18 protein-coding genes are annotated in these 25775 nt (G+C 72.7%); 14 read left to right on the top strand and 4 right to left on the bottom strand.

What is annotated here, in order from left to right; genetic code table 11:
• Nucleotides 1-63: 63 nt before the first annotated feature.
• Both ACIRSU_RS30185 and hflX read left to right on the top strand, forming a co-directional pair.
• The gene (locus ACIRSU_RS30185) at nt 64-1554 is read left to right on the top strand and encodes a M1 family metallopeptidase (RefSeq protein ID WP_403798751.1); all 1491 of its coding nucleotides are present in this window, start codon (nt 64-66) and stop codon (nt 1552-1554) included.
• 135 nt (nt 1555-1689) lie between these two features.
• Nucleotides 1690-3183 carry a GTPase HflX gene (gene hflX, locus ACIRSU_RS30190; RefSeq protein ID WP_403798753.1) on the top strand — a complete coding sequence of 498 codons (1494 nt, stop codon included), beginning with the start codon at nt 1690-1692 and terminating at the stop codon, nt 3181-3183.
• Between the two features lie 80 nt (nt 3184-3263).
• Here hflX and ACIRSU_RS30195 read toward each other — a convergent pair whose 3' ends face one another.
• Together ACIRSU_RS30195 and ACIRSU_RS30200 are read right to left on the bottom strand one after the other, a co-directional pair.
• Nucleotides 3264-4451 carry a trypsin-like serine peptidase gene (locus ACIRSU_RS30195; protein ID WP_403798755.1) on the bottom strand — a complete coding sequence of 396 codons (1188 nt, stop codon included), beginning with the start codon at nt 4449-4451 and terminating at the stop codon, nt 3264-3266.
• Nucleotides 4452-4664: 213 nt separating this feature from the next.
• On the bottom strand, nt 4665-5843 hold the full coding sequence (locus tag ACIRSU_RS30200; protein ID WP_403798757.1) for a trypsin-like serine peptidase: 1179 nt from the start codon (nt 5841-5843) through the stop codon (nt 4665-4667).
• Nucleotides 5844-6164: 321 nt separating this feature from the next.
• Between ACIRSU_RS30200 and ACIRSU_RS30205 the strand changes: the two genes are divergently transcribed.
• From ACIRSU_RS30205 to ACIRSU_RS30225, 5 genes are all read left to right on the top strand, one after another.
• Complete coding sequence (locus tag ACIRSU_RS30205; RefSeq protein WP_403798760.1) at nt 6165-7571, top strand: diaminobutyrate--2-oxoglutarate transaminase family protein; 1407 nt, start codon at nt 6165-6167, stop codon at nt 7569-7571.
• Nucleotides 7572-7635: 64 nt separating this feature from the next.
• The gene (locus ACIRSU_RS30210; protein ID WP_403798763.1) at nt 7636-9447 is read left to right on the top strand and encodes an IucA/IucC family protein; all 1812 of its coding nucleotides are present in this window, start codon (nt 7636-7638) and stop codon (nt 9445-9447) included.
• 69 nt (nt 9448-9516) lie between these two features.
• On the top strand, nt 9517-10359 hold the full coding sequence (locus ACIRSU_RS30215; protein WP_403798765.1) for a GNAT family N-acetyltransferase: 843 nt from the start codon (nt 9517-9519) through the stop codon (nt 10357-10359).
• A gap of 103 nt (nt 10360-10462) precedes the next feature.
• Nucleotides 10463-12289 carry an IucA/IucC family protein gene (locus ACIRSU_RS30220; protein WP_403798768.1) on the top strand — a complete coding sequence of 609 codons (1827 nt, stop codon included), beginning with the start codon at nt 10463-10465 and terminating at the stop codon, nt 12287-12289.
• 75 nt (nt 12290-12364) lie between these two features.
• Nucleotides 12365-14338, top strand: coding sequence for an ATP-dependent DNA helicase (locus tag ACIRSU_RS30225; RefSeq protein ID WP_403798771.1), 1974 nt, complete (start codon nt 12365-12367; stop codon nt 14336-14338).
• Between the two features lie 89 nt (nt 14339-14427).
• On the opposite strand, the gene lexA is transcribed toward ACIRSU_RS30225, so the two are convergent.
• Nucleotides 14428-15219 carry a transcriptional repressor LexA gene (gene lexA, locus ACIRSU_RS30230; protein ID WP_389207910.1) on the bottom strand — a complete coding sequence of 264 codons (792 nt, stop codon included), beginning with the start codon at nt 15217-15219 and terminating at the stop codon, nt 14428-14430.
• A gap of 501 nt (nt 15220-15720) precedes the next feature.
• On the opposite strand from lexA, the gene nrdR reads away from it, so the two are divergent.
• Together nrdR and ACIRSU_RS30240 are read left to right on the top strand one after the other, a co-directional pair.
• Nucleotides 15721-16233 (top strand): transcriptional regulator NrdR, encoded by a 513-nt coding sequence (nrdR, locus tag ACIRSU_RS30235; RefSeq protein ID WP_403799286.1) that lies wholly within the window; start codon nt 15721-15723, stop codon nt 16231-16233.
• A gap of 187 nt (nt 16234-16420) precedes the next feature.
• The gene (locus tag ACIRSU_RS30240; protein WP_403798774.1) at nt 16421-19333 is read left to right on the top strand and encodes a vitamin B12-dependent ribonucleotide reductase; all 2913 of its coding nucleotides are present in this window, start codon (nt 16421-16423) and stop codon (nt 19331-19333) included.
• An 84-nt stretch (nt 19334-19417) separates the two neighbouring features.
• On the opposite strand, the gene ACIRSU_RS30245 is transcribed toward ACIRSU_RS30240, so the two are convergent.
• A complete protein-coding gene (locus ACIRSU_RS30245) occupies nt 19418-19942 on the bottom strand; it encodes a TerD family protein (protein WP_403798777.1) in 525 nt (174 codons plus the stop codon).
• A gap of 87 nt (nt 19943-20029) precedes the next feature.
• Here ACIRSU_RS30245 and ACIRSU_RS30250 point away from each other — a divergent pair, with 87 nt between their 5' ends.
• From ACIRSU_RS30250 to ACIRSU_RS30270, 5 genes are all read left to right on the top strand, one after another.
• Nucleotides 20030-20845 (top strand): arylamine N-acetyltransferase, encoded by an 816-nt coding sequence (locus tag ACIRSU_RS30250; protein ID WP_403798780.1) that lies wholly within the window; start codon nt 20030-20032, stop codon nt 20843-20845.
• Nucleotides 20846-20877: 32 nt separating this feature from the next.
• A complete protein-coding gene (locus ACIRSU_RS30255) occupies nt 20878-21483 on the top strand; it encodes a YdbC family protein (protein ID WP_403798783.1) in 606 nt (201 codons plus the stop codon).
• Nucleotides 21484-21774: 291 nt separating this feature from the next.
• The gene (locus tag ACIRSU_RS30260) at nt 21775-22434 is read left to right on the top strand and encodes a histidine phosphatase family protein (RefSeq protein WP_403798786.1); all 660 of its coding nucleotides are present in this window, start codon (nt 21775-21777) and stop codon (nt 22432-22434) included.
• A 12-nt stretch (nt 22435-22446) separates the two neighbouring features.
• Complete coding sequence (locus ACIRSU_RS30265; protein ID WP_403798788.1) at nt 22447-23358, top strand: ADP-ribosylglycohydrolase family protein; 912 nt, start codon at nt 22447-22449, stop codon at nt 23356-23358.
• Nucleotides 23359-24237: 879 nt separating this feature from the next.
• Entirely contained in the window at nt 24238-25587 is a 1350-nt protein-coding gene (locus ACIRSU_RS30270) for a DUF4153 domain-containing protein (protein ID WP_403798790.1), read from the top strand.
• Nucleotides 25588-25775 lie beyond the last annotated feature (188 nt).

The raw sequence follows: 25775 nt of genomic DNA on the forward strand, positions 1-25775 counted from the left end.
CCTTCGGGTGGCCGGCGTGCGCGCCGCCCAGGCCCGGCGGCCCCGCCCTGGTAGCCGTAACCCATGCCGCACCCCTCCCGCCCCTCCCGCCCCTCCTGCCCCTCCCGGTCGCCCCGCGCGCGCGTGCTGCGCTCCGCCGTTCTCGTCGCCCTCTCCGCCGGGCTCGTCGCCGCCGCCCTGCCCGCGCCGCCGCCGCTGGGCATCGGCGACCCGCTCTTCCCGCACCTGGGCAACCCCGGCTACGACGTCCTGTCGTACGACATCGACCTCACCTACCCGGGCCGCAACACCGAGCCGCTCGCCGGCGTCACCCACGTCCAGGCCCTGGCCACCGCCGACCTGGAGCGGATCAACCTCGACTTCACCCACGGCAAGGTCTCCGAGGTCACCGTCGACGGCGAGCCGGCCGCGTACACCACCAGCGACGAGGACCTGGTGATCACCCCGGCCGAGCCCGTCGAGCGGGGCGACACGCTCGACATCACGGTCACCCACACCAGCGACCCGTCCGGTCCGGCCGACTCCGGCGGCTGGGTGCGCACCGGCGACGGCCTCGCCATGGCCAACCAGGCCGACGCCGGCCACCGGGTGTTCCCGTCCAACGACCACCCGGCCGACAAGGCGTACTTCACCTTCCGGATCACCGCCCCCGACCGCCTCACCGTCGTCGCCAACGGCCTGCCCACCGGCCGCGAGCAGCACGACGGCGGCACCACCACGTGGACGTACAAGACCGTCCACCCGATGGCCACCGAACTCGCCCAGGTCTCCATCGGCGACTCGGCCGTCGTGCGCCGCGAGGGCCCGCACGGCCTGCCCGTGAGGGACGTCGTGCGCACCGCCGACCGCGAGGCGATGGAGCCCTGGCTGCGCCGCACCCCCGGCCACCTGGAGTGGATGGAGAGCCGCGTCGGCCCGTACCCCTTCGAGACCTACGGGATCCTGGTCGCCGACGCCGACACCGGCTTCGAGCTGGAGACCCAGACGCTCTCCCTCTTCGAGCGTGGCCTCTTCACCGAGACCGGCTACCCCACCTGGTACGTCGACTCGATCCTCGTCCACGAGCTGTCCCACCAGTGGTTCGGCGACAGTGTCTCGCCCCGCGCCTGGTCCGACCTGTGGCTGAACGAGGGGCACGCCACCTGGTACGAGGCGACCTACGCCGAGGAGCACGGCGGGCCGACCCTGGAGAAGCGCATGAAGGCCGCGTACGGGGCCTCCGACCAGTGGCGCCGGGACGGCGGGCCGCCCGCCGCGCCGAAGCCGCCGGAGCCCGGCGAGAAGATCAGCCTGTTCCGGCCGGTGGTCTACGACGGCGCCGCGCTCGCGCTCTACGCCCTGCGCCACGAGATCGGCGACGACGCCTTCGGGCGGCTTGAGCGCCGCTGGGTGGCCGAGCACCGGGACGGCACGGCGACCACCGCCGACTTCGTCGCCCTCGCGAGCGAGGTCTCCGGGCACGACCAGACGGCGTTCCTGCACGACTGGCTGTACGCGGCGAAGACCCCGCCCATGCCCGGCCACCCCGACTGGACGAGCCGGGCCCCGCGGTGAAACCCGCGTGACGGGGCGTGCCCGACCGTGTCACCATCATCAGGTCGGCGGCGCGGCCGGGCCCCGGGAATTCTTTTCCGGTGTCACGCGTTGTGATCGGCGTAAAGGATTTCTCTCTTCGACGTTAAGGATCAAATGACCTCCTCTTCATCCCCTTCCCAGGACGCGCAGAGCTTCGCGGACACCCGCCGCACCGAGAGCCTTCGGGCCGATGCCCTGATGGAAGAGGACGTCGCCTGGAGCCACGAGATCGACGGAGAGCGGGACGGCGACCAGTTCGACCGCTCCGAGCGCGCGGCCCTGCGCCGTGTCGTGGGCCTCTCCACCGAGCTCGAGGACGTCACCGAGGTCGAGTACCGCCAGCTGCGCCTGGAGCGCGTCGTGCTGGTCGGTGTGTGGACCTCGGGGACGGTGCAGGACGCGGAGAACTCGCTCGCCGAGCTCGCGGCCCTCGCCGAGACGGCGGGCGCCCTCGTGCTCGACGGCGTGATCCAGCGCCGTGACAAGCCGGACCCGGCCACCTTCATCGGTTCGGGCAAGGCGCAGGAGCTGCGGGACATCGTGCTCGAGACCGGCGCCGACACCGTCGTCTGCGACGGTGAGCTCAGCCCCGGCCAGCTCATCGCCCTCGAGGACGTCGTCAAGGTCAAGGTGGTCGACCGGACCGCCCTGATCCTCGACATCTTCGCCCAGCACGCCAAGTCCCGAGAGGGCAAGGCCCAGGTCGCCCTCGCGCAGATGCAGTACATGCTGCCGCGCCTGCGCGGCTGGGGTCAGTCGCTCTCCCGGCAGATGGGTGGCGGCGGCGGTGGCGGCATGGCCACCCGTGGTCCCGGTGAGACCAAGATCGAGACGGACCGGCGCCGGATCCGCGAGAAGATGGCGAAGATGCGCCGTGAGATCGCGGAGATGAAGACCGGCCGCGACATCAAGCGGCAGGAGCGGCGCCGTCACAAGGTGCCGTCGGTCGCCATCGCCGGATACACCAACGCCGGCAAGTCGTCCCTGCTCAACCGCCTCACGGGCGCGGGCGTGCTGGTGGAGAACGCGCTGTTCGCCACCCTCGACCCGACCGTCCGGCGGGCCGAGACGCCCTCCGGCCGGCTCTACACGCTGGCGGACACGGTCGGCTTCGTCCGGCACCTGCCCCACCACCTGGTCGAGGCGTTCCGCTCCACCATGGAAGAGGTCGCCGACGCCGACCTGATCCTGCACGTGGTGGACGGCTCGCACCCGGCTCCGGAGGAGCAGCTGGCGGCGGTGCGCGAGGTGTTCCGCGAGGTCGGCGCGCTGGACGTGCCGGAGATCGTCATCATCAACAAGGCGGACGCGGCCGACCCGCTGGTGCTCCAGCGGCTGCTGCGGATCGAGAAGCACTCGCTCGCCGTCTCCGCCCGCTCGGGCGAGGGCATCGAGCAGCTGCTCGGCCTGATCGACGCCGAGCTGCCGCGGCCGAAGGTCGAGATCGAGGTCCTCGTGCCGTACACGCAGGGCGGTCTCGTCTCGCGGGCGCACGCCGAGGGCGAGGTGATCTCCGAGGAGCACACCCCGGAGGGCACCCTGCTCAAGGCGCGGGTGCACGAGGAACTGGCGGCGCTCCTCGCGCCGTACGTCCCCGCCGCGCACTGACACGTACACAGGCAGTGAAAAGGGCGCCGGCCGCCTCCCGCGAGGGAGACGGCCGGCGCCTTTGTTCCGTTCTCGGGCGATCAGTGGGCGAACTTCTTGCTGATCATGTCGTGGGCTGCCTTCGCGCCCTGCCCCAGCTGCGGTCCGGCCAGCCAGCCGCGGCTCCCGGCCGGACCGATCGAGGTGTTGGACACCAGCGCCGTCTTGCCGTTCGGCATCACGTGGAACCAGCCGCCGCCGGACGAGCCGCCGGTCATGGTGCAGCCGATCCGGTACATGGTCGGCGTCACCGGAGCCGTGGTGAGGCGGGTCGGGCGGTCCAGGCACTTGTGCATGATCATGCCGTTGTACGGGGGCGCCGCCGGGTAGCCCCAGGCGCCGACCGTGCCGGCCTGCGCCGGTGAAGGGGCGGAGAAGTCGACGGGCAGCGCCGCGCCCACCGTCTCCTCAAGCGACTTGTGGCCGTTCGCCGGCCGGACGTGCAGGATGGCGTAGTCGTACGGCCACGCCTGGTTGGTGCCGCCGCTCTGGATCCACTGGCCGGAGGTCACGGCCCAGTCGGCCCAGTACTGGCCGTACGGGTAGACCTGGTACGGCTGCGCGTTCTGCAGCTGCGCCGGGGACTTGCCGAGGTCGTTGAAGGCCGGGACGAACATGATGTTGCGGTACCAGCCGCCGCGCTTGCCGGCGTGCACGCAGTGGCCGGCCGTCCACACCAGGTTGGACTTGCCGGGCCGGCGCGGGTCCTTCACGATCGTGCCGGAGCAGACCATGGAGCCCTCGGGCGAGTCGAAGAAGATCTTGCCGACCGGGGCCGCGTAGCGGTGGTACGGGGTCTTCTCACGCTGAGCGGTCACCGGGCGCGGCGTGGGGTCGGTGCCGCCGCTCGTCGCCTGCGCGGTGATCGTCGGGTCGGGGCTCTTGGCGGACTGCATCCGCGTCGGGTTCCACAGGCCGTCGATGACCGGGTTGACGAAGTCGTCGGCCTCGCGGAGCCAGGTCTCCTTGTCCCAGTTCTTCCACTCGCCGTTCTTCCACTTGTCGACGTCGACGCCGTGCTTCTTCAGCTTGTCGGCGACGCCCTTGGCGAGGTCGGACGGGGAGTCGGAGCCGGAGCCGGAGTCGCCGGTGGCGGCGGAGCTGCCGGCCACGGGCTTGTCGGCGGGCTTGTCGGACGCCGGGGTCTCGGTGGGGCCGCAGGCGGTGGCGGTCAGCGCGAGCGCCGCCGCCAGGGCCGTGAGGGCCGGCAGGAGTCGTATGGAGCGCATGAGAGTTGGTGTCCCCCTGGGATTTCTTCGCGCTGGGATTCGTTCGCGCGTCCGGCCGGCCCGGACACGGCCGCCACGGAGGGCCGCCGTCGGGTGCATTGCCATGGACGCGTCACTAGCGGTTGCACAGTATGCCGGTAACGACCGGGCGGGGCTCCGCAGGGGTGCCCCGCCCGGAACGTCGCCGGCGACGTCACCGGCAGGCCATCGGCCTTACTGGTTCGCGTACTTCTTGCTCATGCCGTCGTAGAGCGCCTTCGCCTCGGCGCCCAGCCGCGGGCCGGCCAGCCAGCCCGCCGTCACCGGGCCGATCGAGGTGTTCGACACCAGCGCCGGCTTGCCGTCCTGGCCCGTGGCCACCCAGCCGCCGCCGGACGAACCGCCGGTCATGGTGCAGCCGATCCGGTACATCGTCGGCTGCTCCGTCTTCACCGACAGCCGGCCCGGCTTGTCCGTGCACTGGTACATCAGCTGCCCGTCGAAGGGCTTGGCCGCCGGGAAGCCCGTCGCCGTCATGTTCGCGATCTTCGGCACCGCCGGCGCGTTGAACTCCACCGGAAGCGCCGAACCGACCGTCTCCTCCAGCGACTTGCCCGTGCCGCCCTTCTCCGGCGTCACGTGGAGCACCGCGAAGTCGTACGGCGCGCCCTGGCCGCCGGTCTGGCCGCCCTGGTCGATCCACTGCTGCGAGGTCTGCGCCCAGTCGCTCCACCACACGCCGAGCGGAGCGATCTCGTCACGGGTCGCCTGCTCGAGCGCCGAGGTCGACTTGGCGTTGTTGTTGTACGAGGGGACGAAGGCGATGTTGCGGTACCAGCCGCCCTTCTTGCCGGCGTGCACGCAGTGGCCGGCCGTCCAGACGAGGTTCGACTTGCCCGGGTGCGCCGGGTCCTGGACGACCGTCGCCGAGCAGACCATCGAGCCCTCGGGGCTGTCGAAGAAGACCTTGCCGGAGGCGGGCGCGTTCTCGTGGTACGGCGCCTGCACGGCCTTCGCCTTCACCGGAGCCGGCGTCGGGTCCGTCACGCCCTTGTCACCGGAGATGTCCTCCGGGTCGACCGGCTTGTCCGGACGCTGGGCGTCCCGCATCCGGTCCTTGTCCCAGAGGCCCTCGATGATCGGGTTGACGTAATCCTTGGCCTCACGCAGCCACTTGTCCTTGTCCCAGTTCTTCCACTCACCGCCCCGCCACTTGTCCATGTCGATCCCGTGCTCCTTCAGACGCTTCTTCAGGTCGTCCGGAATGTGGATCTTGCCGTCCGAGGTCGGGTTCGCGGAGGCGCTGGGCTGCTCACCCCCCGCGTTGTCCTCGGTCGGACCGCAGGCAGTCGCCGTCAGCGTCAGCGCCGCGACGGCGGATGCCGCTGCCAGCAGCGGACGAATCGATCGCATCTCGTGATCCCCCTGGGACTACGTCAACTTGTGCATCAGTGAACGGCGGAGGCACGCGTGGCCCACGTCGTGTGAAGCCCCCACTATGCCGGTGCCGGACGAGACGGCAGGACCCAGGTCCGCGGTTCCCGTCCTCCGGCGGCCGTTGCCATGCCGTGATCCCGTGCCCGGCAAGGATCTTGGCACCCGCCCGTGATCCCCGGCAGGCCCCGTCGTTGGTACGTACGGGGGACGCAACGGCAGCTGTCGGGACGCCCGTCGGGGCGCGCCTGCAACGTACCGATGTGCAACGCAACCGTTACACCGGGAGGACACCGAGCCGTGGCCGTGACCGAACCAGCTCCGGCCGTACCGCCGGGCGCGCGGAGGTGTGAGGAGCACCGCGTGCCCGGCGAAGGGATCGCGCACGAGGGCATCCTGCGGCGCCAGGCGCAGCGCGAGTCCGCCGCGCGCACCTATGCGCGCTCGCTGCCGATCGTCCCCGTCCGGGCCCGGGGACTCACCATCGAGGGCGCGGACGGGCGCCGTTACCTGGACTGCCTGTCCGGCGCCGGCACCCTGGCGCTCGGACACAACCACCCCGTCGTCCTCGAAGCCATCCGCAAGGTCCTCGACTCCGGCGCCCCGCTCCACGTCCTGGACCTCGCCACCCCGGTCAAGGACGCCTTCACCACCGAGCTGTTCGCCACCCTGCCCGGCAAGCTCGCCGAGGACGCCCGCATCCAGTTCTGCGGCCCGGCCGGCACCGACGCCGTCGAGGCCGCCCTCAAGCTCGTCCGCACCGCGACCGGCCGCCGCGGCGTGCTCGCCTTCAGCGGCGCCTACCACGGCATGACCGCCGGCGCCCTCGACGCCTCCGGCGGCGCCGGCGACGTCCGCGTCGCCCGGCTGCCCTATCCGCGGGACTACCGCTGCCCGTTCGGCGTCGGCGGCGAGCGCGGCGCCGAACTCGCCGCCCGCTGGACCGAGGACATCCTCGACGACCCCAAGAGCGGGGTCCCCACCCCCGCCGGGATGATCCTCGAACCCGTCCAGGGCGAGGGCGGGGTCATCCCCGCCCCGGACAGCTGGCTGCGCCGCATGCGCGCGCTCACCGAGGCCCGCGGCATCCCGCTGATCGCCGACGAGGTGCAGACCGGCGTCGGCCGCACCGGCGCCTTCTGGGCCGTCGAGCACAGCGGTGTCGTCCCCGACGTGATGGTCCTGTCCAAGGCCATCGGCGGCTCCCTGCCGCTCGCCGTCGTCGTCTACCGCAGCGAACTCGACGCCTGGGAGCCCGGCGCCCACGCCGGCACCTTCCGCGGCAACCAGCTCGCCATGGCCGCGGGCGCCGCCACCCTCGCGTACGTACGGGAGAACGGGCTCGCCGAGCGGGCCGGCGTCCTCGGCGCCCGCATGCTCGGCCGGCTCCAGGACCTCGCCGCCGCCCACCCCTGCGTCGGCGACGTGCGCGGCCGCGGCCTGATGATCGGCGTCGAACTCGTCGACCCGGAGGGCGCCGGCCAGGGCGACACGGCCCCGCCGCCCGACCCCGACCTTGCGTCCGCCGTCCAGCGCCAGTGCCTCGACCGCGGCCTCATCGTCGAACTCGGCGGCAGGCACAACGCGGTGGTCCGGCTGCTGCCCCCGCTCACCCTCACCGACGAGCAGGCGGCCGCCGTCCTCGACCGCTTCGCCGACGCCCTGGCCGCCGCCGAACGGACCCACCGCACCCGGCCGCCCCGCTGAACCCCGTACCCGGCCCCCCACCCGGACCCCGACCGGCCCCTTCCCCCCTCCCAAGGAAGCCCCCGTGAACCCCACCCCCGCCCCCACCGCCGAGACCTTCGGAACCGCCGTCGAGCCGACCGTCCCCCGGCAGTACGAGCCCCGCGCCCTCGACCCGCTGGACGACCCGGACCCGGCGCGCGCCGCCGACGCCGCCGCCGTGGAGAACCTGCTGCGCTGCTGGGTACGGGAGAAGAACCTCCCCGCCCCGGACGGCGCCACCCTGCGCGTCCCGCTCGACGCCGGCGGCACCGCCCTCCTCGTACCCGTCCGCCACTGGTCCCGCACCGGCTGGCACCGCTTCGGCGCCCCCGCCCTCGAAGGGCTCCCGGCCACCGCCCCGCCGGTCGACGCCGTCACCCTCGCCGCCCTGCTCAGCCGCGAGACCGGCGGCTCGGGCGGCGCCGAGGGCACCGAACTCGTCGGCCGGGTCGCCGACTCCGCCCGCCGCACCGCCGACTTCATCGCCGCCCGCCGGCGCGACCCGCGGCCCCGCCCCGACGCCGACCTCTTCCTCACCGCCGAACAGTCCCTGCTGCTCGGCCACCCCCTGCACCCCACCCCCAAGAGCCGCGAGGGCATCTCCGAGTCCGAAGCCCGGCTCTACTCACCCGAGTTGCACGGCTCCTTCCCGCTGCACTGGATGGCCGTCGACACCACCGTCCTCGCCACCGACTCGGCCTGGACCGAACAGGGCCGCCCCGTCGCCGCGGCCCAGCTCACCGCCGGCCTCGCCGAAGGCCTCGCGCTCCCCGCCGGCACCGCCGCCGTGCCCCTGCACCCCTGGCAGGCCCGCGAGCTGCGGCACCGCCCCGCCGTCGCCGCCCTCCTCGACGCCGGACTCCTCCACGACCTCGGCCCGTACGGCGGCCACTGGCACCCGACCTCCTCCGTGCGCACCGTGCACCGTCCCGGCGCCCGGGCCATGCTCAAGCTCTCCCTGGGCCTGCGGATCACCAACTCCCGCCGCGAGAACCTGCGCAAGGAACTCCACCGCGGTGTCGAGGTGCACCGGCTGCTCCGCACCGGCCTCGTCGACCAGTGGCAGGCCGCCCACCCGGGCTTCGACATCGTCCGCGACCCCGCCTGGCTCGCCGTCGACACCCCCGACGGCGCACCCGTGCCCGGACTCGACGTCATGATCCGGCACAACCCCTTCACCGCCGGCGACGACGCCGTCTGCCTCGCCGCGCTCACCGCCCCGCGCCCCTGGCCCGGCTCGCCCCGGATGCGCTCCCGGCTCGCCGAGATCGTGCTGCGGCTCGCCGCCCGCACCGGCCGTCCCGCCACGGCCGTCGCCGCCGAGTGGTTCCTGCGCTACCTCGACCTGGTCGTCCGCCCGGTCCTGTGGCTCGACGGCCAGGCCGGCATCGCCCTGGAGGCCCACCAGCAGAACACCCTGGTGCTGCTCGACCCCGACGGCTGGCCCGTCGGCGGCCGCTACCGCGACAACCAGGGCTACTACTTCCGCGAGTCCCGCCGCGAGGAGCTGGCGAACCGCCTGCCCGGCATCGGCTCCGTCAGCGACACCTTCGTCTCCGACCAGGTCACCGACGAGCGCTTCGCCTACTACCTCGGCATCAACAACGTGTTCGGCCTGATCGGCGCCTTCGGCTCCCAGCAGCTCGCCGACGAGCGCGTCCTGCTCGCCGCCCTGCGCAGCTTCCTCACTGGCGCGACCGCGCTCGGCTCCCCGCTGCCGCACCTGCTCCTGGAGGCCACGACCCTGCGCTGCAAGGCCAATCTGCTCACCCGGCTGCACGGCCTCGACGAGCTCGTCGGCCCGGTCGACACCCAGTCCGTGTACGTCACCATCACCAACCCCCTGCGCGGCTGAACCCCCACGCCCACCGCGCACTCCCCGTCCCCCTGTCCCCGTCCACCCACCGAGAGGAGCGCACCCCCCGTGCCTCCCACCGAAGCCCACCCGGCGCGCCCCGGCGCCGATACGCGTGCCCGCCCCGACGCCGACACGCATGCCGGTACGGATGCCCGCCCCGGCGCCGGCATCCATGCCGATACGGGTGCCCGCGGCGGCGCCGACACGCACGCCGATACGGGTGCCCGCCCCGGCGCCGATCCGGCCGCCGACGACACCCTGGACCTCCACCTGCCCGCGGACTTCCTCGCCCGCATCGCCGCCGGTGAGCAGCCCCCGAGCGGCCCCGCCGACAGCGGCGACCTGCTCGACGAGCTCGCCGCATGGGCGCCCGCCGACACCCCGGCCGGCCGCTTCCGGCTCGAACCCGTCCGGCTCGACCGCGACCTGCCGCTCGTCGCCCGCTGGATGAACGACCCAGCCGTCGCCGCCTTCTGGGAACTCGAAGGCCCCGACAGCGTCACCGCCGACCACATCCGGGCCCAGCTCGACGGCGACGGCCGCAGCGTGCCCTGCCTCGGCGTCCTCGACGGCACCCCCATGAGCTACTTCGAGATCTACCGCGCCGACCTCGACCCGCTCGCCCGGCACTACCCGGCCCGCCCGCACGACACCGGCATCCACCTCCTCGTCGGAGGCGTCGCCGACCGAGGCCGCGGCCTCGGCACGACCCTGCTGCGCGCCGTCGCCGACCTGATCCTCGACCACCGGCCCCGCTGCACCCGGGTCCTCGCCGAACCCGACCTGCACAACACCCCCTCCGTGGCCGCCTTCCTCGGCGCCGGCTTCCGCCTCTCCGCGGAGGTCGACCTGCCCGGGAAGCGCGCCGCGCTCATGGTCCGCGACCGTGCCCTGCGCCACCTGCTGTGACTCCGCGCCCCTGACTCCGCGCCACCGGCTCCACCCCGACTCTGCACACCCACACCTCACCTCCCACCGCCCACCCACAGCGGTCCCACCCCGAGGAGTCCCCGTGTCGACGTCCCCTGCACCGCTCGACTCCGCAGCGCCCGCCCCGACGGCCCTCTACGGTCCGCCCGAGCTCCATCCGGACGCCTGGACCCGGGCCGGCGCCCGGCTGCTCGCCAAGGCCGTCGCCGAGTTCGCGTACGAGGAGATCGTCCTGCCCCGGCCGGCCGACGCCACCGCCACGCCCCCGGGGAGCGGACCCGGCGCCTACACGCTCACCCTCGACGACGGCGGCATCCTCGCCTTCACCGCCCGCCGCGGCGCCTACGACAGCTGGCGCGTCGACCCCGGCTCGCTCACCGTCGACGGCCGGCCCGCCACCGACCCGCTCGACTTCCTGGTCCGCGCCCACCGGCTGCTCGGCCTTGACGGCGCCACCCTCGGCCACCTCATCCGCGAACTCACCACCACCCTCGCCGCCGACGCCCGCCTCGACGAGACCGCCCTGCCCGCCGCCCGCCTCGCCGAACTCGGCTACGCCGAGCTCGAAGGCCACCAGACCGGCCACCCCTGGCTCGTCCTCAACAAGGGCCGGATCGGTTTCTCCGCCACCGACGCCGCCCGCTGGGCACCCGAGGCCCGCCGCCCCGCCCGGCTGCCGTGGATCGCCGTCAGCAGCCGCATCGCCGCCTACCGGGGCGTGACCGGACTCGCCACCCCCGACCAGCTCTACGCCCGCGAACTCGACCCCGAGGTCCGCGAGCGCTTCCACACCGTGCTCCGCGACCGCGGCCTCGACCCCGACGCCTACCTCCTGCTGCCCGTCCACCCCTGGCAGTGGGACGAGGTCCTCCTCCCGCTCTACGCCCCCGCCGTCGCCGCCGGGGCGATCGTCCCGCTCCCCGCCGACGGCGACCTGCGGCTGCCGCAGCAGTCCGTCCGCACCTTCCTCAACACCAGCCGCCCCGACCGGCACACCGTCAAGCTCCCCCTCTCCGTCCTCAACACCCTGGTGTGGCGCGGTCTTCCCACCGAGCGCACTCTCGCCGCGCCCGCCGTCACCGCCTGGGTGCAAGGGCTGCGCGACGCCGACCCCTTCCTGCGCGACGAGTGCGGCGTGATCCTGCTCGGCGAGGTCGCCTCCGTCACCGTCGAGCACCCGCTGTACGACCGGCTGCCGGAAGTCCCGTACCAGTACAAGGAGCTCCTCGGCGCGATCTGGCGCGAGCCGCTGCGGCTGCCCCCGGGCGAACGCGCCCGCACCCTCGCCTCGCTGCTGCACACCGATCCCGCCGGCCGCGCCTTCGTCGCCGAGCTCGTCGAGCGGTCCGGGCTCACCCCGAGGGCCTGGCTGCAGCGCCTCTTCGCCGCCCTGCTGCCGCCGCTGCTGCACTTCCTCTACCAGTACGGCACGGTGTTCTCCCCGCACGGCGAGAACGCCATCGTCGTCTACGACGACCAGGACGTGCCCGTCCGCCTGGCGATCAAGGACTTCGTGGACGACGTGAACACCAGCGCCGTACCGCTGCCCGAGCACGCCACCATGCCGGACGAGGTGCGGGCCGTGCTCCTCACGGAGGAGCCGGACTTCCTCACCCAGTTCATCCATTCGGGTCTGTTCGTGGGCGTCTTCCGCTACCTCGCCCCGCTGTTCGAGGAGCAACTGGACGTCCCCGAGGAGGAGTTCTGGACCCTGGTGCGCGCCGAGATCCTCCGCCACCAGGCACGCTTCCCGGAGCTGAAGGAACGCTTCGAGCTGTTCGACCTGCTCGTGCCGCGGATCGAGCGCCTCTGTCTCAACCGCAACCGGCTCCACCTGGACGGTTACCGCGACCGCCCCCAGCGGCCCCACGCGGCCGTCCACGGGACCGTGCCGAACCCGCTCGCCTGACCCGCCCCGGGTGATCGTTAGCGGACGGCCGGGACGGCTCCGGCTGTCCGTGCCGACCCGTAGGCTGGGAGGGCTATGACGAAGCCATCCCTCCCCGATCTCCTCCACGCCGCCGTCTCCGCCGTCGGCGGTGTGGAGCGCCCCGGCCAGGTCACCATGGCCGAGGCAGTGGCCGAGGCCATCGACGACGGTTCGCACCTGCTCGTCCAGGCCGGCACCGGCACCGGAAAGTCCCTCGGCTATCTCGTGCCCGCCCTGGCGCACGGGGAGAGAGTGGTGGTGGCGACGGCGACGCTGGCGCTCCAGCGCCAGCTCGTCGAGCGCGACCTGCCGCGCACGGTCGAATCGCTCCACCCGCAGCTGCGCCGCCGCCCCGAGTTCGCCATGCTCAAGGGCCGCTCGAACTATCTGTGCCTGCACCGGCTCCACGAGGGCGTGCCGCAGGACGAGGAGGACGGCCTCTTCGACCCCTTCGAGGCGGCGGCCCCCACCAGCAAGCTCGGTCAGGACCTGCTGCGGCTGCGGGACTGGTCCGACGAGACGGAGACCGGCGACCGCGACGACCTCACGCCGGGGGTCTCCGACCGGGCCTGGGCCCAGGTGTCGGTCTCCTCGCGCGAGTGCCTGGGCGCGAGCAAGTGCGCGTACGGGGCGGAGTGCTTCGCCGAGGCGGCCCGGGAGCGCGCCAAGCTCGCCGAGGTCGTCGTCACCAACCACGCGCTGCTCGCCATCGACGCGATCGAGGGCGCCCCGGTGCTCCCGCAGCACGAGGTGCTGATCGTCGACGAGGCCCATGAGCTGGTCTCCCGGGTCACCGGCGTCGCCACCGGCGAGCTCACCCCGGGCCAGGTCAACCGGGCGGTGCGGCGCGCGGCGAAGCTGGTCGACGAGAAGGTGGCCGACCAGCTGCAGACCGCGGCCGAGGGCTTCGAGAAGCTGATGGAGCTGGCCCTGCCGGGCCGTCTGGAGGAGATCCCCGAGGACCTCGGCTACGCGCTGATGGCCCTGCGCGACGCCTCCCGCGCGGTGATCACCGCGCTGGGCTCCACCCGGGACCGCTCGGTGCAGGACGAGGACGCCGTGCGCAAGCAGGCCCTGGCCTCCGTGGAGACGGTGCACGGGGTCGCGGAGCGGATCACCCAGGGCTCGGAGTGGGACGTCGTCTGGTACGAGCGGCACGACCGCTTCGGTGCCTCGCTGCGGGTCGCGCCGATGAGCGTCTCGGGGCTGCTGCGGGAGAAGCTGTTCGCGGACCGCTCGGTCGTGCTGACCTCCGCCACCCTCAAGCTGGGCGGCGACTTCAACGGCGTGGGCGCCTCGCTCGGCCTGGCGCCGGAGGGCACCCAGGGCGACGACCTGCCCGTGTGGAAGGGCATCGACGTCGGTTCGCCCTTCGACTATCCGAAGCAGGGCATCCTCTATGTCGCCAAGCATCTGAACCGGCCCGCCCGGGACGGCGAGCGCGGCGACATGCTGGACGAGCTGACCGAGCTGATGCAGGCGGCCGGCGGCCGCACGCTCGGCCTCTTCTCCTCGATGCGGGCCGCCCAGCAGGCGGCCGAGGAGCTGCGCGGCCGGATCCCCGAGCTGCCGATCCTGCTCCAGGGCGAGGACACCCTCGGCGAGCTGATCAAGAACTTCGCCGCCGACCCGAAGACCTGTCTCTTCGGCACGCTCTCCCTCTGGCAGGGCGTGGACGTGCCGGGGCCGAGCTGCCAGCTCGTCGTCATGGACAAGATCCCATTCCCGCGTCCGGACGACCCGCTGATGAGCGCCCGGCAGAAGGCCGTCGAGGAGGCCGGCGGCAACGGCTTCATGGCCGTGGCGGCCACGCACGCGGCGCTGCTGATGGCCCAGGGCGCCGGCCGTCTCGTCCGGGCGACGGGCGACCGTGGTGTGGTCGCCGTGCTCGACCCACGGCTGGCCACGGCGCGGTACGGCAGCTATCTGAAGGCTTCGCTGCCGGACTTCTGGTACACGACGGACCGCAACCAGGTGCGGAAGTCGCTGGCCGCCATCGACGCGGCGGCCAGGGCGGCGGAGGCGTAGGCGGTCCGGTGGGGGTCCTGGGGACACAGCAGGGCCCCGGGACCGGCGCAGGGGGTCCCGGGGCCCGGTTCAGGGCCGGCGAGGCGGCGTCACACGCGTCGCAGCACGGCGACGACCTTGCCGAGGATGGTGGCCTCGTCGCCGGGGATCGGCTGGTACGCCGCGTTGTGCGGAAGCAGCCAGACGTGGCCGTCCTCGCGCTTGAAGCGCTTCACCGTGGCCTCGCCGTCGAGCATGGCGGCGACGATGTCACCGTTCTCGGCGACGGGCTGGCGGCGGACCGTGACCCAGTCGCCGTCGCAGATGGCGGCCTCGATCATGGAGTCGCCGACCACCTTGAGGACGAACAGCTCGCCGTCACCGACCAGCTGCCGGGGGAGCGGGAAGACGTCCTCGACCGACTCCTCGGCCAGGATGGGGCCACCGGCCGCGATCCGGCCCACCAGGGGCACGTAGGAGGCGGCGGGCTTGCCGGTGGTGTCGGTCGGCTGCGTGCTGGGCTGGTCGGAGCCGCGCACCTCGTACGCCCGGGGCCGGTGCGGGTCGCGCCGGAGGAAGCCCTTGCGCTCGAGCGCCATCAGCTGGTGTGCCACGGAGGAGGTGCTGGAGAGGCCGACGGCCTGGCCGATCTCGCGCATCGACGGCGGGTACCCGCGGCGCTGCACGGAGTCGCGGATGACCTCGATCACCCGGCGCTGACGGTCGGTGAGGCCGGAACTGTCGGCCCGGATGCCGGGAGGTCGTCCGGGAAGGGAGCGCGCGGGCCGGCCGGGCTCCCCCTCCCCGTTCATGACGGTGTCGTTCATCGCGTGTACCGGCTCGAATCGGCCCTGGGAGCGGTCCTGGGCGGTGATGGTGGCACTGTCTGCGGTGGTGGTCACGTCGGCGGCCCCTCTCGAATGGTCTCCCTGGCTGGCACAACGGTAGTAGCTTTCGAAAGGTTGCGCCAAACACACGTTCGAGTGAAAATTCGCAGTTCGCCTTACGTGTATGCGTGCGTAGGTGTATGGGCCTGCCTTGGGCGCCGTTGGCTCCCGGCCGACCTCTGTCGCAAAACGGTCATTACGGTAGTCTTCGGCGTCGGCTCCGAGCGGGCCCGGCCGCCCCTCCAGTGTCGCACCGGCGACCCCGGCGTCGGCGCCGCCGCGCCCTTCCCGTACCTTTGTGGCCGGCTTCCCGGCCGGGCGGAAGCGCGACACGCGCAGGGCCCCGAAATGCCGCCACCCCCAAGATCTAGTGGTTGGATGGCATCAGCCACCCATAAGTAGTGGTCCTTGGTCTGCCGGGGGCCCTCGTATCGCCTATGCTGGTGGTCGCTTCGAGGGGCCTTGTCGGCCCCGCCGGGGCTATTCAGTCGTGCCATGAGGGAGGGTCGGAACACCATGCACTGCCCCTTCTGCAGGCACCCCGACAGCCGTGTCGTCGACAGTCGCACCACCGACGACGGGACGTCGATCCGACGCCGCCGCCAGTGCCCCGACTGCTCCCGTCGTTTCACGACGGTCGAGACGTGCTCGCTCATGGTGGTGAAGCGGTCCGGAGTCACCGAGCCCTTCAGCCGTACCAAGGTCATCTCCGGCGTGCGCAAGGCGTGCCAGGGACGGCCCGTCACCGAGGACGCCCTCGCCAAGCTCGGCCAGCGGGTCGAGGAGGCGGTGCGCGCCACCGGGAGCGCCGAGCTGACCACCCACGACGTGGGTCTGGCCATCCTCGGCCCGCTGCAGGAGCTCGACCTCGTCGCGTACCTGCGTTTCGCGTCCGTTTACAAGGCTTTCGACAGCCTCGAAGACTTCGAGGCCGCCATCGCGGAGCTGCGCGAGCGGCCTCCCGCCGGCGGCGGGACCGGAGCGACCCCCGAGGTCCCCGTGCCCGTTCCCGCCACCGCCGCCGACTGACCGGCGGTCCGGACCGGTCACGGTCCGGCGACCGGCCGCCGCACGGCCGGCACAAGACCTGCCCCGAGCGGCCCCGCGGTCTCGCGAGGCGTTCGTGGCAACAGCAGTAACTGACAGCAGTACAGAAACCAGAGCCCTGGAATTTTCCAGGCGCTCCACGGTGTTTTGCCCGTATATGGGAGGCGGCATGACAGAGACGGCGAGCGGTCCGGCACGTGGTTCCCGCGCCAAGGGAGCCAAGGCGGCGAGCAAGGGCCTGCGTATCGAGCGCATCCACACCACCCCCGGCGTGCATCCGTACGACGAGGTGGCCTGGGAGCGCCGTGACGTCGTCATGACCAACTGGCGCGACGGCTCGATCAACTTCGAGCAGCGCGGCGTCGAGTTCCCCGACTTCTGGTCGGTGAACGCGGTCAACATCGTCACCAGCAAGTACTTCCGCGGAGCCGTCGGCACTCCGCAGCGCGAGACCGGTCTCAAGCAGCTGATCGACCGCATCGTGAAGACGTACACGAAGGCCGGCGAGGAGTACGGCTACTTCGCGTCGCCCGCGGACGCCGAGATCTTCGAGCACGAGCTGACGTACGCCCTCCTGCACCAGATCTTCAGCTTCAACTCTCCGGTCTGGTTCAACGTCGGCACCCCGCAGCCCCAGCAGGTCTCCGCCTGCTTCATCCTGTCCGTCGACGACTCCATGGAGTCGATCCTCGACTGGTACAAGGAAGAGGGCATGATCTTCAAGGGCGGCTCCGGCGCCGGCCTGAACCTCTCCCGCATCCGCTCCTCCAAGGAGCTCCTCTCCTCCGGCGGCAACGCCTCCGGCCCGGTCTCCTTCATGCGCGGCGCCGACGCCTCCGCCGGCACGATCAAGTCGGGCGGCGCCACCCGCCGCGCGGCCAAGATGGTCGTGCTCGACGTGGACCACCCGGACGTCGAGGACTTCATCGCCACCAAGGTGAAGGAGGAGGAGAAGATCCGCGCCCTGCGCGACGCGGGCTTCGACATGGACCTGGGCGGCGACGACATCACGTCCGTCCAGTACCAGAACGCCAACAACTCGGTCCGCGTGAACGACGAGTTCATGACCGCCGTCGAGAACGGCACCGAGTTCGGCCTGCGCGCCCGTATGACCGGCGAGGTCATCGAGAAGGTCGACGCCAAGGCGCTCTTCCGCAAGCTGGCCGAGGCCGCGTGGGCCTGCGCCGACCCGGGCATCCAGTACGACGGTGTGATCAACCACTGGCACACCTGCCCCGAGTCCGGCCGGATCACCGCGTCCAACCCGTGCAGCGAGTACATGCACCTGGACAACACGTCCTGCAACCTCGCCTCGCTGAACCTCATGAAGTTCCTCAAGGACGACGGCAAGGGCAACCAGTCCTTCGAGGTCGAGCGCTTCGCCAAGGTCGTCGAGCTCGTCATCACCGCGATGGACATCTCCATCTGCTTCGCCGACTTCCCGACCCAGAAGATCGGCGAGAACACCCGCGCCTTCCGCCAGCTGGGCATCGGCTATGCCAACCTCGGCGCCCTGCTGATGGCCACCGGCCACGCGTACGACTCCGACGGCGGCCGCGCGCTCGCCGCCTCCATCACCTCGCTGATGACCGGCACCGCGTACAAGCGCTCCGCCGAGCTGGCCGGCGTCGTCGGCCCGTACGACGGCTACGCCCGCAACGCCGAGCCGCACCAGCGCGTCATGAAGCAGCACGCCGACGCCAACGCCGTCGCCGTCCGCATGGACGACCTCGACACCCCGGTGTGGGCCGCGGCCACCGAGGCCTGGCAGGACGTCCTGCGCCTCGGCGAGAAGAACGGCTTCCGCAACTCCCAGGCGTCCGTCCTCGCCCCGACCGGCACCATCGGTCTGGCGATGTCCTGCGACACCACCGGTGTCGAGCCGGACCTGGCCCTGGTCAAGTTCAAGAAGCTCGTCGGCGGCGGCTCGATGCAGATCGTCAACGGCACCGTCCCGCAGGCCCTGCGCCGCCTGGGCTACCAGGAGGAGCAGATCGAGGCGATCGTCGCGCACATCTCCGAGCACGGGAACGTCATCGACGCGCCCGGCCTGAAGACCGAGCACTACGAGGTCTTCGACTGCGCGATGGGCGAGCGCTCCATCTCCCCGATGGGCCACGTCCGCATGATGGCCGCGATCCAGCCGTGGATCTCCGGCGCCATCTCCAAGACGGTCAACATGCCGGAGACGGCGACCGTCGAGGAGGTCGAGGAGATCTACTTCGAGGCCTGGAAGCTCGGCGTCAAGGCGCTCGCGATCTACCGCGACAACTGCAAGGTCGGCCAGCCGCTCTCCGCCAAGAAGAAGGAGGAGGAGAAGGCCGAGGTCACCGCGAAGTCCGAGGCGACGATCCGCGAGGCCGTCGAGAAGGTCATCGAGTACCGCCCGGTCCGCAAGCGCCTCCCGAAGGGCCGCCCGGGGATCACCACCTCCTTCACGGTCGGCGGCGCCGAGGGCTACATGACCGCCAACTCCTACCCGGACGACGGTCTCGGCGAGGTCTTCCTCAAGATGTCCAAGCAGGGCTCGACCCTCGCCGGCATGATGGACGCCTTCTCCATCGCGGTCTCCGTCGGCCTGCAGTACGGCGTGCCGCTGGAGACGTACGTCTCGAAGTTCACCAACATGCGCTTCGAGCCGGCCGGCATGACGGACGACCCGGACGTGCGGATGGCGCAGTCGATCGTCGACTACATCTTCCGCCGCCTGGCGCTCGACTTCCTGCCCTTCGAGACCCGCTCCGCGCTCGGCATCCACTCCGCCGAGGAGCGCCAGCGCCACCTGGAGACCGGTTCGTACGAGCCGTCGGACGACGAGGTCGACGTCGAGGGCCTGGCCCAGTCCGCCCCGCGCGCCCAGGAGCTGAAGGCCGTCGCCGCGCCCAAGGTCGAGGCCGAGGAGGCGAAGCCCGTCGCGCAGCAGGCGCACACCAACGCCGAGCTCGTCGAGATGCAGCTCGGTGTCAGCGCCGACGCCCCGCTGTGCTTCTCCTGCGGCACGAAGATGCAGCGCGCCGGCTCCTGCTCCTTCGGGGTGGGCGGGGGCCCCACCCGGGGTTCCCGCGGCGCCCCTGAGGGCTGACGCGCCCTAGGGCTGATGGGGAGAGGGGCCCCGGCCGGGGGGCCGGCCCCCTTCTCGCTGCCTTCGGCCCCCGCGTACGTCCGGTTACGCGGCGCCCATCGTGGCGCCGAAGGAGCTCGGGTCCGTGTCGAAACCGCGGGGAAGGGGCCGCCAGCTCCAGTCGCCGGCGCCGTCGCGGACGAACTCCACGACGGTCGCGGCCGTCGCCTGTGCCACCGAGGCGAAGTCGTCGACCAGCAGGTCGGTGTAGCCCTCGCGCACCCGGACTCCGGTCCCGCCGACCTGGCCGAAGACGACCCGCCCGCCGCCCTGCTGTATCGCCACGCCCACCACCACGCGCGCGTACCGGGGCGCGAGCCGGGTGAGCTCCAGGGTCATCGCCTCGTCGAAGCCGAGGCCCTGGCCCGTACGGCTGTCGCGCTGGAGGGTGATGGTGCCGTCGGGCGAGCGGTTGTCGAAGTGCACGAGATAGTCCGGTGCACCGTACGGGCCGTCCGCCGGATAGACGCCCGCGACCAGGTCCAGGTCGTGCGCGGGGCTGCCTGCCGGGCTGGGGTCCCACTTGAGCGACACCTCGACCTTGCCGACCCCCTTGTTGAGTCCGCTCATCGCGAACCCCCTCTCTGTGGACGGTTCCTGACGGGGTGTTCATGGTGTCATGTGATCAACATGTCATCTGATGAGGGGGACTGTCGCATGTGGGGGGCGGAAGAGCTGGATCTGGACGCGTATCTGGCGCGGATCGGACACTCGGGGGAGGTCGCGCCCGATCTCGCGACTCTGCGCGCCGTGCACCGCGCGCACGTGGCGGCCATCCCGTTCGAGAACCTGGACGTGGCACTCGGCCGCCGGATCTCCCTGGAGCCCAAGAGCCTCCAGGCCAAGCTCGTCGGCCGGCGCCGCGGCGGGTACTGCTACGAGCAGAACAGCCTGCTCGCCGCCGCCCTGGAGCGGATCGGCTTCCAGGTCACGGGGCGCGGCGCCCGGGTCCGCCTGGGGGACGAGATCAGGCCGATCACCCACGCGGTGCTCGTCGTCATGGTGGAGGGCCGGCCGTGGCTGGCCGACGTGGGGTTCGGCTACCAGGGACTCCTCGAACCGGTGCCGCTGGCCGACGGTGTGCGGGTCGAGCAGGATGACTGGACCTTCGGCATCGGCGTGGACGCGGACGGCGTCCACGCGCTGCGCTCGCTTCGCCCGGAGGGGTGGACCCAGCTGTACGCCTTCGCCCCGCAGACCCTGTACCCCGTGGACTTCGAGCTGATGAACCACTACAGCTCCAGCCACCCGCGCTCACGGTTCGTCGGCCAGATCGTGGCCCAGCAGCCCGGCCCCGCCATGGGCAGGTCACTGCTCCGCGACACCCTGACCGTGGTGCGGGCGGACGGTCCGAGCGAGGAACGGAAGGTGCGGCCCGAGGAGTTGGCCGCCACTCTCGCCGACGTCTTCGGAATCGAACTGGACGACGAGGAGGCCGCCGGACTGCTCCGGGTGCACCCGGCGGAGGTCTGACGGCGCGTCGCTCCGCCCCGTACCATGGCGCGGTGCTGGTCAAGTGGATTCGCTGCACCGTGGTGGACCGTCGAGGGTTCGAGCGGGGGCAGCGGAAGTGGGCGGGGCTGCTCGGGGAGCCGGGGTTCCGGGGGCAGGGCGGTGGGTGGAGCCGGCGGCGGCCGGACGTCGCCCACGTCTTCGCGTTCTGGGAGAGCAGGGCGTTCTACGACTCCTTCATGGCGCGCTCGCACGACCGGCTGGCCGCCGCGCAGGTCGGCACGTACCGCAATCCGCAGGTCAAGCTGTTCGACCACCGCTTCGACGTGAAGACCGGCTTCGAGCCCCGGTTCGCCGACGCCGACGTGGCCCGGGTCGCCCACTGCCGGGTGCACGAGGAGCGGGCGGAGCACTTCGCCCTGATGCAGGAGAAGGTCTGGAACCCGGCGATGGCCGGGTCTCCGGGCATGCTGCGGGGGCTCTTCGGCGAGGCGCCGGGCCACGAGTTCATGGTCCTGTCGATGTGGAACTCGGCCGCCGAGCACGGGAAGTACCGCGTCGAGCGGATCGAACGGCTGGGCCTGCGGGCGCAGACGATGGCCGACGTGGCGGCGATGACGGGCGACGTGGTGCAGCTCGAACCGACGTGGACGGTGTGAGGGGTCCGGGTTCGGGTCCGGGGCGGGCCGGGAGGCGGTGACGACCGCGTACCGGGTCGGGCCGGGCCGGGAGGGGGTGCCGCCTGTGTACGGGTTCGGGGCCGGCCGGGAGGCGGTGGCGACCCTGTACGGGTTCGGGGCGGGCCGGGAGCAGGTGCCGACCGCGCACCGGTCCTGGGCGGGCCAGGAGCAGGTGCCGACCGCGCACCGGTCCTGGGCGGGCCAGGACGGGGTGCCGACCGGCCGCCCCTCGACGCGACGGCCGACGGGTGGCCGTCTAGGGTCGTGGGCATGGCACGACCGCGGCGCATCGTCCTCGTACGGCACGGAGAGTCCGTGGGCAATGTCGACGACACCGTGTACGAGCGGGAGCCCGACCACGCGCTCCGGCTGACCGACACCGGGTGGCGGCAGGCGGAGGCGACGGGGGAGCGGCTGCGGGAGCTCTTCGGCGAGGAGCGCGTCAGTGTCTACGTCTCGCCGTACCGGCGCACCCACGAGACGCTGCGGGCCTTCCGGCTCGACCCGCGCCAGGTCCGGGTCAGGGAGGAGCCCCGGCTGCGCGAGCAGGACTGGGGGAACTGGCAGGAGCGGGAGGACGTACGGCTCCAGAAGGCGTACCGGGATGCCTACGGGCACTTCTTCTACCGCTTCGCCCAGGGCGAGTCGGGCGCCGACGTCTACGACCGGGTCGGGGCCTTCCTGGAGAGCCTCTACCGCAGCTTCGAGGCGCCCGACCACCCGCCGAACGTCCTGCTCGTCACTCACGGGCTGACCATGCGCCTGTTCTGCATGCGGTGGTTCCACTGGACGGTCGCCGAGTTCGAGTCGCTCTCCAACCCGGACAACGCCGAGACGCGGATGCTGCTGCTTGGCGAGGACGGGAAGTACCGCCTCGACCGGCCCTTCGCACGCTGGCGTACCCCGGAACCGTACGGCCCCACCGGATAGAGTGGGAGGGCGATGACCGCTGACCTCTCTCTCGACCGGCGCTTCGACCGCGCCCTGGCCAGCCTGCGCGGGCTGTCCGTGGGAGACGCCCTGGGCTCCCAGTACTTCGTTCCCGGCAACTACCCCCTGCTGAAGCGGCACGAGCCGCCGGCCGGTCCCTGGCAGTGGACCGACGACACGGAGATGGCCTGTTCCGTCCTGGCCGTGCTGGTCGCCCACGGCCGGATCGACCAGGACGCGCTCGCCCAGTCCTTCGCCCACCACCACGACTTCGACCGCGGCTACGGCCCCGCCGTCAACCGCATGCTCCGGCTGATCCGCGAGGGAGACGACTGGCGGCAGCTCGCCGCCGCGCTCTTCAACGGGCAGGGCTCGTGGGGCAACGGCGCCGCCATGCGGATCGCCCCGCTCGGCGCCTGGTACGCCGACGACCCGGAACAGGCCACCCACCAGGCCGAGATCTCCGCGTACACCACCCACCAGCACCGCGAGGCCGTGGTCGGCGCGATGGCCGTCGCCGCCGCGGCGGCGCTCGCCGCGGACCCCGCAGGGCCGCCCACGCCGGAGGCGCTGCTCGACGGCGTCATCGCGCTCGTCCCGCGCAGCGCGGTCGGGGCCGGGCTCCGCCGGGCCCGCGACATGCTCGACTACGGCGACGCGGCGACGGTCGCGGCCGTCCTCGGCAGCGGCCGGCGCACCAGCGCGCACGACACCGTGCCGTTCGCGCTCTGGTCGGCGGCGCGGGCGCTCGGCGACTTCGAGCGGATGTTCTGGACCACCGCGGAGGTCGGCGGCGACGTCGACACCACCTGCGCCATCGCCGGCGGCGTCGTCGCCGCGAGCCCGACCGGCACGCCGCCGGCCGCCTGGCTCGACCAGACCGAGGAACTGCCCGGCTGGGTGCCCACGGGGGCCGGCTCGTAGTCGGCGTGGTGTGTCACGGTCCTGCCACAGCCGCGGACGGGACGGTTCAGCGCGGCGAAGCGCAATTAGAGTCGGCCATTCCGCAACGCTGATCATGGCATCAGCGTGTCGACGAGACACCCGGGACCGCCCCGGAGCCGTGAGGCCCTGGGGCCGGACGCACCCGGGTCGGGAGGGGGTCCCGTGACCGACACACCATCCGCCGAACAGCCCCAGGACAGCCCGCAGCCAGAGAACGACACGGCGGCGGGGCAGTCGGCCGCAGCGGGACAGGCGGCGCCTGGCGCGTCCGCGGGTCCGGGTGCACCGGGCGCGCCGACCACGTCGGCCGGTCCGGCTGCACCGTCCGGGCAGGCCGTGCCGGGCGCGCCAGCGGCATCGGCCGCACCGGGCGCGACAGCCGCAGCGGCTGCGCCGACCGCATCGACCGGCCCCGTTGAGCCGGCCGGGTCGGCCGCGCCGGCTGCTGCAGCAGCCGCCGAGTCGACCGCACCGGCCGCGCCGACGCCACCAGTTGCACCCGGCGCCCAGGCTGCATCGGCTGGGCAGGTCGCACCAGCAGCATCTGCTGCCCCGACCGCCCCGACCGCCCCGAGCGCTCCGGCCGCATTCGGCGCGCCAGCCACGCCCGCCGCACCAGGCGCGCCAGCGCCACCGCACGCCGCGCCGGTCTTCGCGCCACCGCCTCCGCCCTGGGCGGCGCGGGGGTACCCGCCGCATCCGGCGTGGGCGGCGCCGAGAAAGCCCGCGCCGAGCAAGCTGCGGCCGCCGGAGCCGGCGCGGCCGACCGCGGCGACGCTCGGGGCGATCGCGGTCACGGCCCTGCTCGCCTCGCTGCTGCTGGGTTCGGGCGCGGGGGCGAATCTGCTGCTCATAGCCGTGCCCGCGACCGTCGCCGGGGCGCTCGCCGCCCGCGCCGCGGGCCGCCGGCTGCGGCCGTGGACCGTGGTCTGGGCCGTCGGCGGCGCGGCCCTGCTGGCCGTACCGGTGATGAGCGACGCGGGCTGGCCGACCTTCCTCGCGGTCGTCGCGAGCCTGGGGCTCACCGGCTACGCCCTGCACGGCGGCCGCGGCTGGCCGAGCATGCTGTTCGCGCCGCTCGGCCTGTTCGACTCCATGGTCACGGGTGTGGTGTGGGCCGGACGAGGGGTGCGCGAACGCGCGGACGCCTCGCAGGGCCGCTGGTGGCCCGTGCTGCGTACGATCCTGATCGCGGTCGGCCTGCTCGTCGTGTTCGGCGCGCTGTTCGCCGGCGCCGATGCCGCCTTCTCCGACCTGCTCGGCTCGCTCATACCGGACGTCTCGCTCGCCCAGTCGCCTTGGCGGGCGCTCTGCTTCCTGCTCGGCCTCTTCGGCGCCGCCGCCGTCGCCCGTACCGCCGCGGCCCCGCTGCGCTGGGACCGGCTGTCCTTCGGCGCGGGCAAGGCCCGCGGCCGGATGGAGTGGGCGCTGCCGCTCGTCGTGCTCAACCTGCTCTTCGCCGCCTTCAACACCATCCAGCTCACCGTGCTCTTCGGCGGCTACGACAAGGTGCTGCGCGAGACCGGCCTCAGCTACGCCGAGTACGCCCGCCAGGGCTTCTGGCAGCTGCTCATGGCCACTCTCCTCACCCTCGGCGTGATCGGCCTCGCCCTGCGCTGGGCACCCCGCGGCGGCGCCCGCGACCAGCGGCTCGTCCGCGCCGTGCTAGGCACCCTGTGCGTGCTGACCCTGGTCGTCGTCGCCTCGGCGCTGCGCAGGATGGACCTGTACGTGGACGCGTACGGGCTCACCCGCCTGCGCATCTCCGTCGCCACGATGGAGATCTGGCTGGGCGTCGCCATCCTGCTCATCATGGCCGCCGAGATCTGGGGCGCCCGCCTGCTGCCCCGCGCCCTCGCCGCCAGCGCCGCCGGATTCGTGCTCGCCTTCGGCCTGATCCAGCCGGACGCCGTCATCGCCCAGCAGAACGTCGACCGCTACGTACGCCTCCACAAGATCGACGTCGACTACCTCTCCGGACTCTCGGCCGACGCGGTGCCCGCCCTCGACCGGCTCCCCGGCGACCTGCGCTCCTGCGCCCTGTGGCACATCGAGGAGCGGCTCAGCGAGGACGACGACACCTGGTACAGCACCAGCCTGGCCGAGACCCGGGCCCGGGACATCCTGGCCGCACACGGCTCGGGCCGCAGTGGCGTGCCGTGCGACGAACCCTCGCGGGAGGACGAGTACGACCCGTACGCGCCCTGACGCGTACCCGTACCCGTACCCGTACCCGTATGCGTGCGCGGCCCTGACCCGTACCCGTACCCGTACGCGCCCTGACCCGTACTCGTACCCGTACCCGTACCGGCCCCACGTGTCGGTGGGGGGGGGGGGGCCCCCCCCCCGGGGGGGGGGGCCCCCCCCCCGGGGGCGGGCCGGGCCCGGCGGGCCCC

Source organism: Streptomyces sp. NPDC101160 (assembly GCF_044768205.1).
Lineage (GTDB): Bacteria > Actinomycetota > Actinomycetes > Streptomycetales > Streptomycetaceae > Streptomyces.